This is a genomic window from Rhizobium sp. BK212, assembly GCF_014197475.1.
Classification (GTDB): Bacteria; Pseudomonadota; Alphaproteobacteria; order Rhizobiales; family Rhizobiaceae; genus Rhizobium; species Rhizobium anhuiense.
This window is the reverse complement of sequence record NZ_JACIFS010000001.1, coordinates 239,216-256,040: the sequence shown is the minus strand read 5'-3', so window position 1 is coordinate 256,040 and position 16,825 is coordinate 239,216. Positions and strand designations below refer to the sequence as shown.

13 protein-coding genes are annotated in these 16,825 nt (G+C 63.2%); 11 read left to right on the top strand and 2 right to left on the bottom strand.

The window, feature by feature from the left end:
• Positions 1 to 17: 17 nt before the first annotated feature.
• Positions 18 to 881: a LysR substrate-binding domain-containing protein gene (locus tag FHT79_RS01230; protein ID WP_097542547.1), complete on the top strand. Its 864-nt coding sequence runs from the start codon at positions 18 to 20 to the stop codon at positions 879 to 881.
• On the opposite strand, the gene FHT79_RS01225 is transcribed toward FHT79_RS01230, so the two are convergent.
• Entirely contained in the window at positions 868 to 1,878 is a 1,011-nt protein-coding gene (locus FHT79_RS01225) for a GlxA family transcriptional regulator (protein WP_244604761.1), read from the bottom strand. The two genes, FHT79_RS01230 and FHT79_RS01225, sit on opposite strands and share 14 nt — an antisense overlap.
• A 76-nt stretch (positions 1,879 to 1,954) precedes the next feature.
• Here FHT79_RS01225 and FHT79_RS01220 point away from each other — a divergent pair, with 76 nt between their 5' ends.
• The 10 genes from FHT79_RS01220 (at position 1,955) to FHT79_RS01175 (ending at position 15,701) form a co-directional block, all read left to right on the top strand.
• Positions 1,955 to 2,857, top strand: coding sequence for a 3-keto-5-aminohexanoate cleavage protein (locus FHT79_RS01220; protein ID WP_063475777.1), 903 nt, complete (start codon positions 1,955 to 1,957; stop codon positions 2,855 to 2,857).
• Between the two features lie 7 nt (positions 2,858 to 2,864).
• Entirely contained in the window at positions 2,865 to 4,355 is a 1,491-nt protein-coding gene (locus FHT79_RS01215; protein WP_183902868.1) for a carnitine 3-dehydrogenase, read from the top strand.
• Positions 4,356 to 4,365: 10 nt separating this feature from the next.
• Complete coding sequence (locus FHT79_RS01210; RefSeq protein ID WP_183902867.1) at positions 4,366 to 5,526, top strand: acyl-CoA dehydrogenase family protein; 1,161 nt, start codon at positions 4,366 to 4,368, stop codon at positions 5,524 to 5,526.
• 4 nt (positions 5,527 to 5,530) lie between these two features.
• Complete coding sequence (locus FHT79_RS01205; RefSeq protein ID WP_183902866.1) at positions 5,531 to 7,585, top strand: acetate--CoA ligase family protein; 2,055 nt, start codon at positions 5,531 to 5,533, stop codon at positions 7,583 to 7,585.
• Between the two features lie 6 nt (positions 7,586 to 7,591).
• Positions 7,592 to 8,374: a carnitinyl-CoA dehydratase gene (locus FHT79_RS01200; protein WP_183902865.1), complete on the top strand. Its 783-nt coding sequence runs from the start codon at positions 7,592 to 7,594 to the stop codon at positions 8,372 to 8,374.
• Between the two features lie 118 nt (positions 8,375 to 8,492).
• A complete protein-coding gene (locus tag FHT79_RS01195) occupies positions 8,493 to 10,082 on the top strand; it encodes an ABC transporter substrate-binding protein (protein WP_183902864.1) in 1,590 nt (529 codons plus the stop codon).
• 97 nt (positions 10,083 to 10,179) lie between these two features.
• Positions 10,180 to 11,184, top strand: coding sequence for an ABC transporter permease (locus FHT79_RS01190; protein WP_063475782.1), 1,005 nt, complete (start codon positions 10,180 to 10,182; stop codon positions 11,182 to 11,184).
• Positions 11,181 to 12,008, top strand: coding sequence for an ABC transporter permease (locus tag FHT79_RS01185; protein ID WP_047612159.1), 828 nt, complete (start codon positions 11,181 to 11,183; stop codon positions 12,006 to 12,008). The genes FHT79_RS01190 and FHT79_RS01185 overlap by 4 nt, the downstream gene beginning before the upstream one ends.
• Complete coding sequence (locus FHT79_RS01180) at positions 12,001 to 13,632, top strand: ABC transporter ATP-binding protein (RefSeq protein WP_183902863.1); 1,632 nt, start codon at positions 12,001 to 12,003, stop codon at positions 13,630 to 13,632. Before FHT79_RS01185 ends, FHT79_RS01180 begins: the two co-directional genes overlap by 8 nt.
• A gap of 65 nt (positions 13,633 to 13,697) precedes the next feature.
• Positions 13,698 to 15,701, top strand: a complete 2,004-nt coding sequence (locus tag FHT79_RS01175) for a CocE/NonD family hydrolase (protein ID WP_047613383.1) — start codon at positions 13,698 to 13,700, stop codon at positions 15,699 to 15,701.
• 3 nt (positions 15,702 to 15,704) lie between these two features.
• On the opposite strand, the gene FHT79_RS01170 is transcribed toward FHT79_RS01175, so the two are convergent.
• On the bottom strand, positions 15,705 to 16,616 hold the full coding sequence (locus FHT79_RS01170; RefSeq protein WP_047612163.1) for an alpha/beta hydrolase: 912 nt from the start codon (positions 16,614 to 16,616) through the stop codon (positions 15,705 to 15,707).
• Positions 16,617 to 16,825: the final 209 nt, after the last annotated feature.

The window sequence follows — 16,825 nt, the reverse complement described above, 5'->3', positions numbered from 1 at the left end:
TTTCTATGGCTATTCCCATGCACGAGCCGATTGAGAGCGACCTGCTGAGGACCTTTCTTGTCGTCGCCGAGACCTCGAATTTCTCCGCGGCTGCCCAGCGCATCGGGCGGACGCAGTCGGCTGTCAGCACCCAGATCAAGAGGCTCGAGCAGACGATCGGCGAAGCTCTGTTCGAGCGCGGCGCCCGCGGTGTGCTGCTTACACGCCAGGGCATACAACTCGTGCCCTATGCCCGCCGGATCATCGACCTCCTAAGCGAGGCCGCCGCGACGATCCGCAGCAAACCGCTGGATGGGCCGGTGCGCATCGGAATTCCCGAGGAATACAGCCAGACGGTGCTGCCGGCGGCCCTTGCGGCTTTCGCCGTACGCCATCCGGCCGTCGAGGTCACGGTGTCCTGTGACTATACCGTCCGCAACCTCGCCGCCCTCGAGCGGGACGAACTCGATCTGGCCGTGGTCTTCGACTGGAGCGACCAGACGAAAGGCGAGGTCCTCTGTATCGACCCGACCGTCTGGGTCACATCCATGGTTCACCGGCTGCACGATATCGATCCCCTGCCGATTGCGACCTATCGTAACTCCACCTGGTCGCGCGATTACGCGCTCCGGTCGCTGGAGCAGATCGGCCGCCATTACCGGATCGCCTTCATCGCCGATACCGGCTCGGGGCTGAAGAATGCCGTGACCGCGGGCCTTGCCGTCACCACGCTGTGTCGCAGCAACATTCCGCCCGGCTGCCGCGAGTTGACTGCCGAAGACGGCTTCCCACCGGTCGATTCCTCGAAAGTCGTGCTCCGGCGCAATCCCTACCGATCCAGTGAGGCAGTTCGCGAACTCGCGGATATGTTACGAGACGCCTTCCAGCCTACGTCGGTGTGATGCGGCGGCGCAGACGGCGCCGGGTCTCGGACGGGCTTTCTGAAAAACTCGCGCGGTAGCTTCTCGCAAATGCCGAGGCCGAGTTGAAGCCGGTCGCCGCCGCGATGTCGGCGAAGGAGGCGGTCGTCTCGATCACCTTGCGGCGCGCCGCGTTCAGGCGCAGCGCGAGATAATGCACATGCGGCGGCGCGCCGATGTTCTGCTGGAAAAGATCCTGCAGATGCCGGGCGCTGATGCCCACCCTGCGGGCGAGCCGCGTGAGAATCAGAGGCTGCTCGATATGCTCCTCCATGAGCTTTACTGCCTGCGCCACGCGGGGATCGTGCATGCGCAATCCCGCCGAGGCTGCCGAAAGCGGCTCATCGGCATGGAAGGACGGCTGCTCGTAGCGAAACAGCCGGCTGACTTCGAGCGCCAGCGAATAACCCTGCCGCTGCCGGATCACCTCCAGCATCAGGTCGACGGTTGGAAGCGAACCTGAGGTCGTCAGCCGCTTGCCGTCGATGACGAAGCGATCCTTGACCGCTCGCACTTGCGGATAGGCCAGCGCAAAATCCTCGTAGTCCTCCCAATGAACGGTCGCCGGCAGTCCGTCGAGCAGGCTTGCTTCCGCCAGCAGCCATGTGCCGGATTCGATGCCGGCAATCACCGTACGGTAGCGGGCAGCCTGGGAGAGCTGCATCTTCAGCGCCGGCGTAGCACTTCGGCGCCAGTTGTAGCTGGCAAGCACGAAAAGCGGCGTATCCTCGGTCGTCGCCTTGAAAGCGCCTTGGGCGGGCACGGCAATATCGCTGGTGGTCGGGACCGGTGCTCCATCCGGGGTCAGCAGCCGCCAGCGATAGAGCTCGCTGCCGGAAATGCGGTTGGCGCCGCGCAGCGGCTCGATGACCGAGGCGATCAGGATCAAATTCGCGTCCGGCAGGACGAGAAGGTCAATGTCGAGCCGTTCCGTCGATCGCTGCAGCAAGGTCGCCTCCGTCGAGTTCCGATAATGTATCGATTACTTCCGAAAGTGCAACGCATCGCCATCCATCCTGTCGCGTAATGCTGACAAGACGAGGGAGAACAAAAACATGCCTCTTGCGATGAACCGCGATGTTTTCATCACCTGTGCCGTCACCGGCGCCGGCGATACGGTTTCCAAATCCAGCCACGTGCCGATCACGCCCAAGCAGATCGCCGAGTCCGCCATCGACGCGGCAAAGGCCGGGGCTGCGGTGGTCCACTGCCATGTCCGGGATCCGGACACGGGTGCCGCCAGCCGCCGCAACGACCTCTACAGGGAAGTCACCGACCGCATCCGCTCGGCCGATATCGACGTCGTGCTCAACCTCACCGCCGGCATGGGCGGGGACCTGATCTTCGGCGATGTCGAAAGCCCCCTTCCCCTCAATCCGAAGGGCACCGATATGGCCGGCGCCACCGAGCGCGTCAGCCATGTCGCCGAATGCCTGCCTGAGATCTGCACGCTCGACTGCGGCACGATGAACTTCAACCTCGGCGACTATGTCATGACCAATACGCCAGCCATGCTGCGGGCGATGGCGAAGAAGATGACCGATCTCGGCGTGCGGCCGGAGATCGAGGCCTTCGACACCGGCCATCTCTGGTTTGCCAAGCAGCTTGCCGAGGAAGGCCTGATCGAAGACCCGGTGCTGATCCAGCTCTGCATGGGCATTCCCTGGGGCGCGCCGGACGATCTCAATACCTTCATGGCGATGGTCAACAACGTTCCGCAGAGTTGGACCTTCTCGGCCTTTTCGATCGGCCGTAACGCCATGGCCTATCCGGCGGCCGCGGTTCTCGCCGGCGGCAACGTGCGCGTCGGCCTGGAGGACAACCTTTTCGTCGGCAAGGGCCAGCTCGCCACCAATGCCCAGCTCGTCGAAAAGGCCGTGCAGGTGGTCGAAGGCATGGGTGCCCGGATCATCGGTCCGGAAGACGTTCGCAAGAAACTCAAACTGACGAAGCGCTGAGGACGGCATGACACGGATCAACAAGGCGGCCTGTATCGGCGGCGGCGTCATCGGCGGCGGATGGATCGCGCGTTTCCTGCTGGCCGGCATCGACGTCGATGTGTTCGACCCACATCCGGAAGCGAGCCGTATCGTCGGCGAGGTGCTCGCCAACGCCGAAAAAGCCTATGCCATGCTGACCGGCGCGCCCCTGCCGCCGCGCGGCAGGCTGACCTTCTGCACGACGCTCGCGGAAGCCGTCGCCGGCGCCGACTGGATTCAGGAAAGCGTGCCGGAACGGCTCGACCTCAAGCGCGGCGTCCTGACCGAGATCGATGCCGCGGCGCGCCCGGACGCCCTGATCGGCTCTTCCACTTCGGGTCTGCTGCCGACCGATCTGCAGCGCGACATGAAGCATCCCGAGCGCCTCTTCGTCGCCCATCCCTATAACCCCGTCTATCTCTTGCCGCTCGTCGAAATCGTCGGCGGCGAAAAGACCTCGGCGGCGACCATCCAGGCGGCAATGGAAAGACTGGCGCCGATCGGCATGAAGGGCGTCCACATCGCCAAGGAGATCGAGGCCTTTGTCGGCGACCGGCTGCTCGAAGCGCTGTGGCGCGAGGCCTTGTGGCTGATCCATGACGATATCTGCACCGTCGAGACGCTCGATGACGTCATCCGCTACTCTTTCGGCCTGCGCTGGGCGCAGATGGGCCTGTTCCAGACCTACCGCATCGCCGGCGGCGAGGCAGGCATGCGCCACTTCCTCGCCCAGTTCGGTCCCTGCCTCGCCTGGCCCTGGACCAAGCTTACCGATGTCGTCGATCTCGACGATGCGCTGATCGAAAAGATCGGCCGGCAATCCGACGAACAGGCGGCCGGCGTGTCGATCCGCGAGCTTGAACGCATCCGCGACGAAAACCTCGTCGGCATCCTGCAGGCCCTCAAGGGCGGCGATGGCGGCAAGGGCTGGGGCGCCGGCAAGCTCTTGAAGGACTTCGAGCAATCGCTCTGGGCAGCCGGCGGCGGGACGACAACGTCTGTCGACCTGTCGAAACCGCTGAGGCTCATCGAGACGAAAGTCAGCCCTGCCTGGGTCGACTATAACGGCCATATGACCGAGCACCGCTACCTGCAGGTTTTCGGCGATACTTCGGATGCGCTGCTGCGCCTCATCGGCGTCGACGTCGCCTATGTTGAGGCGGGGCACAGCTACTATACGGTGGAAACCCACATCCGCCATCTCGGCGAGGCAAAGCTCGGCCAGACGATCCATTCGACCTGCCGGGTCCTCTCCGTCGACGACAAGCGGCTGCATGTCTTCCATACGTTGCACGATACGGCGACGGGCGAGGCCATTGCCACTGCCGAGCACATGTTGCTGCATGTCGACAGCAAGGCCGGCAAGGCCACGCCGGCGCCGGCCGTCATTGTCGACAAGGTCAAGGCGATCGCCGAAGCGCATGCGAATTTTGCCGCGCCTGAAGGCGTCGGCCGTCACGTCGGCCAGAAACGGTAGGAGGATCGGCATGGATTTCGGATTGAGCGAAGAACAGAAAATGATCGTCGAGACGGTCCGCGCCTTCGTCGAGACCGAAATTTATCCGCACGAAAACGAGGTCGAGCGCACAGGCATCGTGCCGCCGGAGCTCGGAGACGAGATCCGGCGCAAATGCGTCGATCTCGGCTTCTACGCCTGCAATTTCCCGGAGGAGGTCGGTGGCGCCGGCCTCGATCACGTCACCTTCACGCTGGTCGAGCGGGAGCTCGGGCGCGGTTCCCTCGGGCTGACGGTTTTCTTCGGCCGGCCCTCCGGCATCCTGATGGCCTGCGAGGGCGAGCAGCGAGAGCGCTACCTCCTGCCCGCCGTGCGCGGCGAGAAGATCGACGCGCTCGCGATCACCGAGCCGGACGCCGGTTCCGATATGCGCGGGATGAAATGCGCCGCCCGCCGCGACGGCGGCGACTTCGTCCTCAACGGCACGAAACACTTTATTTCGCATGCCGATGTCGCCGATTTCGTCATTGTCTTTGCCGCGACGGGTGAGGAAGAAACGCCGAAAGGCATCAAGAAGAAGATCACCGCCTTCCTGGTGGATCGCGGCACGCCGGGCTTCGAAATCCGCAAGGGCTATGACTCCGTTTCGCATCGTGGCTACCACAACTCGACGCTCAGCTTCGAAGATTGCCGGATACCCGAAGCCCAGGTGCTGGGCGAGGTGCATCGCGGCTTCGACATAGCCAATCAATGGCTCTGCGGCACGCGGCTGACGGTCGCCGCCACCTGCGTCGGCCGGGCACGGCGCGTCTTCGACATGACGCTGCCCTATGCCGCCGAGCGCAAGCAGTTCGGCAAGCCGATCGGCGCCAATCAGGGCGTGTCGTTCAAGCTCGCCGATATGATCACCGAGATCGACGCAGCCGATTGGCTGACACTTGCCGCCGCCTGGCGGCTTGATGCCGGGCTGCCTGCAGACCGGCAGATCGCCTCGGCCAAGCTTTACTCCTCGGAAATGCTCGCCCGGGTCACCGATGAGGCGATCCAGATCTTCGGCGGCATGGGCCTGATGGACGACCTGCCGCTCGCCCGCTTCTGGCGCGATGCGCGCGTCGAGCGCATCTGGGACGGCACCTCCGAAATCCAGCGGCATATCATCAGCCGCGACCTGCTTAGACCTTTGGGAGCGTGAGCCGATGACATCTCGCCCGCTCGACCGCCTGCTCAGACCGCAAACGATCGCCGTCTTCGGTGGCCGCGAGGCGCGAAGGGTGATCGAGCAGTGTGATCGTATGGGTTTTGCCGGCGAGATCTGGCCTGTCCATCCGAAGCTCGACGAGGTGCTCGGACGGCGCTGCTATCGCTCGGTCTCGGATCTGCCGTCAGCGCCGGATGCCGCCTTCGTCGGCGTCAACAGGACGCTGACCGTCGAGATCGTCCGCAGCCTTTCTGAAGCCGATGCCGGCGGGGCGGTCTGTTATGCATCGGGTTTCAGCGAGGCGACGGGTGAACTTGAGGATGGCGCCGAGCTGCAGCGGGCCCTGCTGGAGGCAGCGGGCGATATGCCGATCCTCGGGCCGAATTGCTACGGGCTGATCAACGGTCTGGACGGCGCGCTGCTCTGGCCCGATCAGCATGGCATGCAGCGCATCGAACGTGGCGTCGCGATTCTCACGCAGTCCTCGAATATCGCCATCAACCTGACCATGCAGACCCGTGGGCTGCCGATCGCCTATGTGGTCACGGCCGGCAACCAGGCGCAGACATCGCTTGCCGATGTCGCCTGCGCATTGATCGACGACCCACGCGTTACCGCGGTCGGCCTTCATGTCGAAGGCTTCGGCGATCTCGCTGCTCTCGAACGCCTGGCCGCCATCGCCCGGTGGTCGAGGAAGCCGGTCGTCGTGCTGAAGGTCGGCAGATCGGAACAGGCAAAACGTGCGGCCGTATCACACACCGCCTCGCTTGCCGGCAGCGATGCCGTCGCCGATGCCGTACTGGCCCGTCTCGGCCTTGGCCGTGTCCAGACCTTGCCGGCACTGCTCGAAACCCTGAAGCTGCTGCATGTCGCCGGCCCGCTTGCAAGCCATTCAATCTCGTCGATGAGCTGCTCGGGGGGCGAAGCCTCGCTGATGGCGGATGCCGCCGTCGGTCGCAAGGTGGAATTCCCGGCGCTGCAGCCGCAACAGCTACCGCGTCTGCGGCGGGTGCTGGGCGAGATGGTGACGCTTTCCAATCCGCTCGACTACCATACCTTCGTCTGGGGCGATCTCGCACGCCAGACCGAAGCCTTCGGCGCCATGTTCGAAGGCGGCTATGCCCTCAATCTCGTCGTGCTCGACTTCCCGCGTGGCGACCGCTGCGATGCCTCCGAATGGGCGATGACGGCGGATGCGGTCATTGCGGCCGCCGCCGCAACCGGTGCGCTGGCCGGCGTGCTGGCGACCCTTCCGGAAAACATGCCCGAGCCGATCGCAGATCGGCTGATGGCGAATGGCATCGTCGCCTTCTCGGGCATCGACGAAACCATCATTGCGGCGGAAATCGCAGCCGGTATTGGCAAGGTCTGGGAAGCGCCGCCTCCCTTGCCGCTGCTCGACGTGCCGTCCATGGGCGGCGAGATCGAAACGCTGACGGAAGCCGATGCAAAGACGGAACTTGCTGCCTGCGGCCTCCCTGTTCCTCGGGGGCTGCAGGCTTTTTCGTCCCGGGAAGCTGCCGAGCAGGCCGAGCGGCTCGGTTTCCCCGTTGTGCTGAAAGCGCTCGGTATTGCCCACAAGACCGAGGCCGGGGCCATCGCACTCAACCTTAGGGATAGTGAGGCAGTGTCGGATGCGGCGGCGGCCATGCCGCCGAATTCAGGTTATCTCGTCGAGAAGATGATCAATCCGCCGGTTGCCGAGCTCATTGTCGGCGCCATCCGCGATCCCGTCTTCGGATTGTCGCTGACCCTTGGAGCGGGGGGAATCTTCGTTGAATTGCTTGAAGATTCGATCATTTTGCCGCTTCCAGTGACGAAAATCGAGATTCGCGCGGCGATTTCGCGTCTTAAACTTGCAGAATTGATCTATGGCTATCGCGGGAGACCAAAAGGCGACCTCGAGGCTGTTGTCGATGCTGTCTCAGCAGCGGCAGATTATGTCGTAATGAACGCGGCACGTCTGGAGGAACTGGACATTAATCCGTTGATGGTTCTTCCCGAAGGGGGCGGCGTTGTCGCAGTCGATGCCCTGATACGGCGGAGGAGGTAGCATAAGTTGAGCGATCCCATTCGCACACGACAGGACGGCGGAGTCCTCGAAGTCGTCATCGACCGGCCGAAGGCGAACGCCATCGACCTTTCGACCAGCCGTGCCCTGGGCTTGATCTTCCGGGATTTCCGCGACGATCCGGCATTGCGTGTCGCCATCGTCTCGGGTGCCGGCGAGAAGTTTTTCTGTGCCGGATGGGATCTCAAGGCGGCGGCATCAGGCGATGCAGTCGACGGGGATTACGGTGTCGGCGGCTTCGGTGGGCTGCAGGAACTGCGCGACCTCAACAAGCCGGTCATTTGTGCGGTCAACGGCATCTGTTGCGGCGGCGGACTGGAGATCGCGCTTTCTGCCGACCTGATCCTCGCCGCCGATCATGCGACCTTCGCCCTGCCGGAAATCCGCTCGGGCACGGTTGCCGATGCGGCTTCGATCAAGCTGCCGAAGCGCATCCCCTACCACATCGCCATGGACATGCTTTTGACGGGGCGCTGGCTCGACGTTCACGAGGCGCATCGCTGGGGTTTCGTCAACGAGGTCCTGCCGGCCGACAGGCTGATGGAGAGAGCATGGGATCTTGCCCGGCTGCTCGAAAGCGGGCCGACGCTCGTCTATGCCGCTATCAAGGAAATCGTGCGCGAAGCGGAGGGTTCGACGTTCCAGACTGCCATGAACAAGGTCACCAAGCGGCAGTTTGCGACGGTCGACAAACTCTATTCGAGCGAGGACCAATTGGAAGGCGCGCGGGCCTTCGCCGAGAAGCGAAGCCCCATTTGGAAAGGAAAATGACCAGGCGGCAGCAACCGCACTATTTTCCCGCATGATGCGGGCGACGGAGGTGGAGAGGAAACCGCCTGCGGATCTGCCCGGAAGTTCTGTCAACGCACCATAAAGAAGGAACTGGGGAATGAACGACTACACCAAATATCTCGCAAGCCGTATCACCGCCGGCGGGCTCAGCCGCCGCGAATTCATGGGACGCGCCATGGCGGCGGGCATCACACTTGCCGTCGCCGACAAGCTCTTCACCGAAAGTGCGCAAGCCGCCGAACCGAAACGCGGTGGCCACTTGAAGCTCGGCCTCGAAGGAGGTGCAGCCACCGATTCGAAGGATCCGGCAAAGTTCCTGTCGCAGGTCATGTTCTGTATCGGCCGCTGCTGGGGTGACATGCTGGTCGAGTCCGACCCGCTGACGGGTGCCGCCGTGCCCTCGCTTGCCGAATCCTGGGAGCCCTCGAAGGACGCTGTCACCTGGACCTTCAAGATCCGCAAGGGCGTCAAGTTCCACGATGGCAAGGAACTGACGATCGACGACGTCGTTGCGACGCTGAAGCGCCACACCGACGCAAAGTCGGAATCCGGTGCGCTCGGTGTTCTCGGCTCGATCAAGGAGATCAAGGCCGACGGCGGCAATCTCGTGCTGACGCTCAGCGAAGGCAATGCCGACATGCCGCTTCTGCTGTCGGACTACCACCTGGTCATCCAGCCGAACGGCGGCGTCGACGATCCGCTGGCCTCGATCGGCACCGGCCCCTACAAGATGACGAGCTTCGAGCCCGGCGTCCGCGCCACCTTCGAAAGGAACAAGGACGACTGGCGCACCGACCGGGGTTATGTCGATTCGATCGAAATCATCGGCATGAACGATGCCACTGCCCGCATCGCGGCGCTTTCGTCCGGTCAGGTGCACTACATCAACCGCGTCGACCCGAAGACCGTCAACCTGCTGAAGCGCGCGCCGAATGTCGAGATCCTCTCGACCGCCGGCCGTGGCCATTATGTCTTCATCATGCATTGCGACAAGGCGCCGTTCGACAATAACGACCTGCGCCTGGCTCTCAAATACGCCATGGACCGCGAGACCATGGTGCAGAAGATCCTCGGCGGCTACGGCAAGGTCGGCAACGACTTCCCGATCAACAGCACCTATGCGCTGTTCCCCGAGGGCATCGAGCAGCGCGTTTACGATCCCGACAAGGCCGCCTTCCACTACAAGAAGTCCGGCCATAGCGGCTCGGTCCTCCTGCGCACCTCCGAAGTCGCCTTCCCCGGCGCCGTCGATGCGGCCGTCCTCTATCAGGAAAGCTGCAAGAAGGCCGGCATCGAGATCGAGGTCAAGCGCGAGCCGGGCGACGGCTACTGGACCAACGTCTGGAACGTTCAGCCCTTCTCGACCTCCTATTGGGGTGGCCGTCCGACGCAGGACCAGATGTATTCCACCGCCTATCTCTCGACGGCGGATTGGAACGACACCAAGTTCAAGCGTCCTGACTTCGACAAGCTGCTGCTGCAGGCCCGCTCCGAATTGGACGAAGCCAAGCGCAAGGACATGTACCGCACCATGGCGATGATGGTGCGCGACGAGGGCGGGGTAATCCTGCCGATGTTCAACGATTTCGTGAACGCCTCCACCAAGCAGGTGAAGGGTTATGTCCACGACATCGGCAACGACATGTCGAACGGCTACGTCGCAACCCGCGTCTGGCTGGACGCCTGAGGATAAAGGGGCGTTTGCCCCCTCCGATCTCCAACGAAGCCGGGACCGTGGGATGAAACCCGCGGTCCTCCCGCCGTTTTAGCGCGAGGTCCTCGCCATGACCAATCCTGCCCCCAGCATCTTGCCCGGCCTCGGGTTGCGGCAGCGTTTTCCGCTGCTGGCCCTCATCCTCGAGCGCTTCGTGCTCAGTCTCGTCCTGCTTTTTGCCGTTTCCATCCTGATCTTCGGCGGCCTGGAAGCCCTGCCCGGCGATTTTGCCACCACCTATCTCGGCCAGTCGGCGACGCCGCAGGCGGTTGCCAATATTCGTCAGGATCTCGGGCTGAACCGTCCGGTCACGACGCGCTACGTCGAGTGGCTCGGCAATGCCGTCCAGGGGGACTTCGGCACCTCCTGGGCCAGCAAGAATTCGGTGAGCGAGCAGATCGGCAAACGCCTTGGCAATTCGCTTTTCCTGGCGGGTTTCGCAGCGGTGATCTCGGTGCCGCTCGCCGTCGGCCTTGGCATGCTGTCGGTGCATTTCCGCAATCGGCTGCCGGATAAGATCATCAACGTGATCTCGCTTGCGGCGATCTCGCTGCCGGAATTCTTCATCGGCTACCTGCTGATCCTCTTCTTCGCGGTGAACCTTGGCATGGCGACCTTCCCGGCGACGGTCTATGACAGCATGGGTTTCGGCGAGCGGTTGAAGGCGATCGCGCTGCCGACGGCGACGCTCGTGCTCGTCGTGCTTGCGCACATGATGCGCATGACGCGGGCGGCGATCCTCTCCGTCATGTCGTCGGCCTATATGGAGACGGCAGAGCTGAAGGGCCTCAGCGCCTTCCGCGCGATCGTCAAGCACGCCGCTCCCAATGCGCTCGCCCCGATCATCAATGTCATCGCGCTGAACCTTGCCTATCTCGTGGTCGGCGTCGTCGTTGTCGAAGTGGTCTTCGTCTATCCCGGCATGGGGCAATATATGGTCGATGCGGTCACCGTGCGCGATATGCCCGTCGTGCAGGCCTGCGGGCTCATCTTCGCGGCCGTCTACATCTTCCTCAACATGACGGCCGATATCCTTGCGATTATCGCCAACCCCCGGCTGAGGCATCCGCGATGAGATTGAGAGACATCCCCATCACCGCCTGGATCGGCATGGCCGGTATCGCCATCGCCTTCATCTTCGCTATCTTTGCACCCTGGCTCGCCCCCTATGGCGAGACGCAGGTCGTCGGCGACGTCTGGCAGCTGCCGGATAATCAATATATCTTCGGCCTCGACAATCTCGGCCGCGATATCCTCTCGCGCCTGATCTACGGCGCGCGCACGACGCTGCTGGTCTCGTCCGCCGCCACCGTCATCTCCTTCTCGCTCGGCATTATCCTGAGCTTCACCGCTGCCGTCTCGCGCGGCATCATCGACACAGTGTTTTCCCGCTTCAACGATCTGATGATGTCGATCCCGACGCTGATCTTCGCGCTGGTCGTTCTGGCGGTCCTGCCGCAAAATATCGTCGTGCTGATCCTTGTCATGGCGATCCTCGATTCCACCCGCGTCTACCGTCTCGGCCGCGCTGTGGCGCTCGATGTCGCGGTGATGGAATTCGTCGAGGCGGCCAAGCTGCGCGGCGAAGGCAAGCTCTGGATCATCTTCCGCGAAATTCTGCCGAACACGCTGTCGCCGCTGCTGGCCGAGTTCGGGTTGCGCTTCGCCTTCTCGATCCTGTTCCTCTCGACGCTTTCCTTCCTCGGCCTCGGCATTCAGCCGCCGGCGGCCGATTGGGGCGGCATGGTCAAGGACAACAAGGACGGCATCATCTTCGGCATATCGGCAGCATTGGTGCCGGGCACGGCGATCGCCGTGCTTGCCGTCTGTGTCAACCTCGTCGTCGACTGGCTCCTGAAACGCACATCCAGCCTCAAGGGAGGGCGCGGCGATGCCTGAGCTTCTTTCCGTTCGCAATCTGAAGATCGAAGCAACCAGCTACCCGCCGGGCGAACCGCCCAGGCGGGTGACGATCGTCGACGGCGTTTCCTTCGATCTGCAAAAGGGCAAGGTTCTCGGCCTCATCGGGGAATCGGGCGCCGGCAAGTCGACGATCGGCCTTTCCGCACTCGCCTATGGCCGGGGTGGAGCCGAAATCACCGGCGGCGAGGTCTTGCTCGACGGTGCCGATATCCTGGCGCTCGGCAAGAACGGCATCCGTCAAATCCGCGGCGCGCGGGTCTGCTATGTGGCGCAGTCTGCGGCCGCTGCCTTCAATCCCGCCCATCGACTCGGCGACCAGGTGATCGAGGCTTCGGTCAAACATGGATTGATGAGCAAGGAGGAGGCGCGCAAACGTGCGCTTTATCTGTTCGGGGTTCTCGGCCTGCCCAATCCCCAAACCTTCGGCGAGCGCTTTCCCCACCAGGTCTCCGGCGGCCAGTTGCAGCGGGCGATGACGGCGATGGCGCTCTGCTCCAACCCCGAACTGATCGTCTTCGACGAACCGACCACGGCGCTCGACGTCACCACGCAGATCGACGTGCTGGCGGCGATCAAGCATGCGATCGAGGAAACGCATACCGCCGCCCTCTACATCACCCACGATCTCGCCGTCGTCGCCCAGATCTCGGACGACATCATGGTTCTGCGCTATGGCAAGCAAGTGGAATATGGCAGCGTCCAGCAGATCATCGAGGCACCGCGGGAGGATTATACGCGGGCCCTCGTCAATGTCAGACAGGCCTATCGCGAGGAGGCCGCCGATCAGTCCACGGCACTCCTCAAGGTGGAAAATGTCAGCGCCGAATATTCCAACGGCTTCAAGGTGCTGCACGATGTCTCGCTGCACGTGCCGAAGGGCCAGACACTCGCGGTCGTCGGCGAGTCCGGCTCGGGCAAGTCGACCCTGGCGCGCGTCATCACCGGCCTGTTGCCGCCGAGCAGCGGACGCATCGTCTTTGACGGCAAACCGCTGATGCCAGGCCTCAAGAGCCGGCCGAACGACGACCTGAGGCGCATCCAGCTGATCTACCAGATGGCCGATACGGCGATGAACCCGCGGCAGACGGTCCGCGACATCATCGGCCGGCCGCTGACCTTCTATTATGGCCTCAGAGGTGCCGAGAAGACTGCCCGGGTCAAGGAACTGCTCGACCAGATCGAAATGGGCAAGGGCTTCGTCGATCGCTACCCCGCCGAACTCTCCGGCGGCCAGAAGCAACGCGTGGCGATCGCCAGAGCGCTGGCCGCCAAGCCCGAACTCATCCTCTGCGACGAGCCGACCTCGGCGCTCGATCCGCTGGTGGCGGAGGGTATCCTCAAGCTGCTCCTGCGCCTGCAGGAAGAAGAGCAGTTGTCCTATGTCTTCATCACCCACGATATCGCGATCGTCCGGGCGATCGCCGACAGCGTGGCGGTGATGCATCGCGGCAAGCTGGTGCGGTTCGGCCCGAAATCGACGGCGCTGTCGCCGCCCTTTGACGATTACACCGATCTGCTGTTGAAATCCGTACCGGAAATGGAAATCGGCTGGCTGGAACGGGTGCTCGCCACGCGTCGCATGGAGAGCGCCGGTAACTGACTTGACTAGGTGACTTGACGAGGGGCGGAACCCTCGTCGCATGCAATATGCATCAAGGAATGAGCATGACCTCGCGCGGCTTTACCACCATCGAGAATGAATGGATCATGCTGAAGGATGGGACGCGGCTTGCCGCGCGCATCTGGATGCCGGACGGCGCGGACGAAGATCCCGTTCCCGCCGTCTTCGAATTCCTGCCCTACCGCAAGCGGGACGGAACCTGCCTCAGGGACGAGTCGACCTACCCGGTCTTTGCCGCGGCCGGTATTGCCGGCGTGCGCGTCGATATCCGCGGCTCCGGCGAATCCGATGGTGTCATCGATGGCGAATATACAGAATGCGAGCTTGCCAATGCCTGCGAGCTGATTGCCTGGATTGCCGCGCAGCCATGGTCGAACGGCGCCGTCGGCATGATGGGCATCTCCTGGGGCGGCTTCAACAGCCTGCAGGTCGCGGCATTGCGTCCGCCGGCGCTGAAGGCCGTCATATCGATCGCCTCGACCGTCGACCGCTACAATGACGACATCCATTACAAGAACGGTTGCCATCTCTCCGCCCAGCTCTCATGGGCGGCGACGATGCTAGGCTACCAGTCGCGCCCGCCCGATCCGGCACTGGTCGGCGAGCACTGGAAGCAGATGTGGCTGGAACGCCTGGCAGGCGAACCCTTCTTCATGGAGGCGTGGCTGGCCCACCAGCGGCGCGACGATTTCTGGCGTCACGGCTCGATCTCAGAGGATTTTTCGAGCGTGGAGATTCCGGCACTTGTCATCGCCGGCTGGGCGGACGGCTACCGCAATACGCCTCTGATGGCGATTGAAGGTTTGGGCCGCAAAGCGAAGGCGCTGATCGGGCCGTGGGTGCACAAATATCCGCATTTCGCCTGGCCGAAGCCGCGCACGGATTTCCACGGCGAGGCGATTGGCTGGTGGAACAAATGGCTGCGCGGCGACGATAACGGGATCGACGGGCTGCCGCAGGCCCGCGCCTATATTCTCGATGCCATCCGCCCTGCCCCGCGACGTGACAGCGATCCGGGTTTCTGGGTTGCCAAGGACGTCTGGTCGCCGCCGCGGATGCAGTGTTTTTATGTCGAGCAATTCGGCAAGCTGACGGAAGGCATGCCGATCCCGCACGCGCCCGAGCATCCCGTCTATCTCCGCTCTCCGCTCGACACCGGGACGGCATCCGGCGAATATTTTACGCTGAAACCCGACGCCGAAATGGCGATCGATCAGCGTTCGGACGATGCCGGCTCGCTGGTCTTCGATACGATGCCGCTTGCCGGCGATTGCGACTATCTCGGCCGGCCCGTGCTGACGCTTGCACTGCGCTCCCGGGCGACGGGCGGAAATCTCTGCGCCCGGCTCGTCGATGTCCATCCGGATGGCACGGCAACGCGTGTCGCCTTCGGCGTCGTCAACCTCACCCACCGCGACGGCAATGCAGATCCCAAGCCGCTGGTGCCAGGCGAAAGGGTGTCGATCCGGCTCGTGCTCGATGCCTGCGGTTATCGCTTCCGCAAGGGACATCGCATCCGCCTTTCGCTTTCCACCGCCTATTGGCCGATGATCCTGCCGCCGCCTGATGACGAGGGCATCGAGGTCGACATCGCGGCACTCGGTCTGGGGTTGCCGATGCTCGGCGAGCATCAGAGGATCGACATCAAGGAACCGGCCAATCCCGATCCGCTGCCGAAATACATCGAGCACGCGGCGGCCGCGACGAAGCGGCAGGTCGTCCGCGATCTCTCGGCCAACCGGACGGAGTATCACATCCACGAGGATACCGGGCTCACCGAACACCCGGGGACAGGTCTCTCGACCCGGCAACTGCGGGAGGAAGTCTGGTCGATTTCACCCGATAATCCCCAGTCGATGACCGGGATGTCGACCTGGACCTGCGACATGCGCCGCCCCGGCTGGTTCGTCCGGACGGTCGCGACCGCGCATATTGCCTGCACCCGGACCGAGTGGATCATCAGCGCCGTCGTCACCGCGTTCGAGGACGACGTACAGGTCTTCGAAAAGGTCTTTGCGGAAAAGCGGATCGCGCGTGACCTGATGTGATCGTCAGGTCTGCGCAAAACGCCTTGTGGCCTCGCAGACGGCACGGAAGCCGTCGCGGGCGCCATCGCTCATGTGGCGGGCGCGCAGCCATGCATGCACCATCTGCGGCTCCTCCCGGAACCAGACGTCGACGCCCTCTTCGGTGAGCCGGGCGGCATAGTGCCGGCCGTCGTCCCGAAGCGGATCGAAATGCGCGACCGTGATGAAGGCCGGCGGCAGCCCTGCAAGCGAAGCTGCCTGCAGCGGCTCGGCGATCTCATTGCCTGCCGGCGCCTGCAGGATCTCGCGGTAATAGGCGACATCCGCCGTCGTCAGGCCGGGGGCTGCGGCCATTTCGATATAGGAGCCTGCGGCAAGATCGCCACCGAGCGCCGGGTAGATCAGGACCTGGCCGACGACACCGGACAGGCCCTCGTCGCGCGCCCGCAATGCAAGACCGGCGGCAAGATTGGCGCCGGCGCTGTCCCCGATCAGCACGACCTTGCTGTTGGCGGACAGCAGATGCTTCAACACTGCAAAGCCGTCATCCGTCTGTGCCGGCCAGCGATACTCAGGCGCCAGCCGGTAATCGACGGAAACGAGTTCCGCTCCGGCGAAATCGGCGATCTCGGCGCAGATGGCATGATGGCTTTCGAGCGAACCGACGACGAAGCCGCCGCCATGAAGATAGAGCAGAATGGTGCGCGTGCTGATTTTGCGCGGACGGTAGCGCCGGATCGGTATGCGCTGCAGCATGCCGTCGGCAAAGATCATCTCCGGGGGCAGCGGCCGGTCGAAACGCGCGCAAAGAGCATCGTACCAATGGCGTTGCTGCTCGATCGATGCTTGAACGGCGTCCGGCGGATAGAAGGAATCGCAAATCGCCAGAAACTGCAGGATGCCCTTTTCGGTGGGGACAGGCGGTTGAGCGGACATGGAGGTCCTTTCGCGATTTGGGGCATGACAGATCATGTCCCTGGCCGACTTTATCCTCATCATGCGCCTTTGTGACCGAGCCGATCTGTCTGGCCGCGACCCATGAATGTCGCGACTTTCAAAATTCGCGATAATTTTTTCAGCGCCGACCCAAGGAAAGCCATCCGAGAAACGTCTCAATCTCGAAATAGCATCTTGCTGGTCGGTTT

Bases quoted from the DNA above. Each gene is read 5' to 3' on its own strand.
- FHT79_RS01230 (WP_097542547.1), top strand. From the start codon at position 18: ATGCACGAGCCGATTGAGAGCGACCTGCTGAGGACCTTTCTTGTCGTC.
- FHT79_RS01220 (WP_063475777.1), top strand. From the start codon at position 1,955: ATGCCTCTTGCGATGAACCGCGATGTTTTCATCACCTGTGCCGTCACC.
- FHT79_RS01215 (WP_183902868.1), top strand. From the start codon at position 2,865: ATGACACGGATCAACAAGGCGGCCTGTATCGGCGGCGGCGTCATCGGC.
- FHT79_RS01210 (WP_183902867.1), top strand. From the start codon at position 4,366: ATGGATTTCGGATTGAGCGAAGAACAGAAAATGATCGTCGAGACGGTC.
- FHT79_RS01205 (WP_183902866.1), top strand. From the start codon at position 5,531: ATGACATCTCGCCCGCTCGACCGCCTGCTCAGACCGCAAACGATCGCC.
- FHT79_RS01195 (WP_183902864.1), top strand. From the start codon at position 8,493: ATGAACGACTACACCAAATATCTCGCAAGCCGTATCACCGCCGGCGGG.
- FHT79_RS01190 (WP_063475782.1), top strand. From the start codon at position 10,180: ATGACCAATCCTGCCCCCAGCATCTTGCCCGGCCTCGGGTTGCGGCAG.
- FHT79_RS01185 (WP_047612159.1), top strand. From the start codon at position 11,181: ATGAGATTGAGAGACATCCCCATCACCGCCTGGATCGGCATGGCCGGT.
- FHT79_RS01180 (WP_183902863.1), top strand. From the start codon at position 12,001: ATGCCTGAGCTTCTTTCCGTTCGCAATCTGAAGATCGAAGCAACCAGC.
- FHT79_RS01175 (WP_047613383.1), top strand. From the start codon at position 13,698: ATGACCTCGCGCGGCTTTACCACCATCGAGAATGAATGGATCATGCTG.
- FHT79_RS01170 (WP_047612163.1), bottom strand. From the start codon at position 16,616: ATGTCCGCTCAACCGCCTGTCCCCACCGAAAAGGGCATCCTGCAGTTT.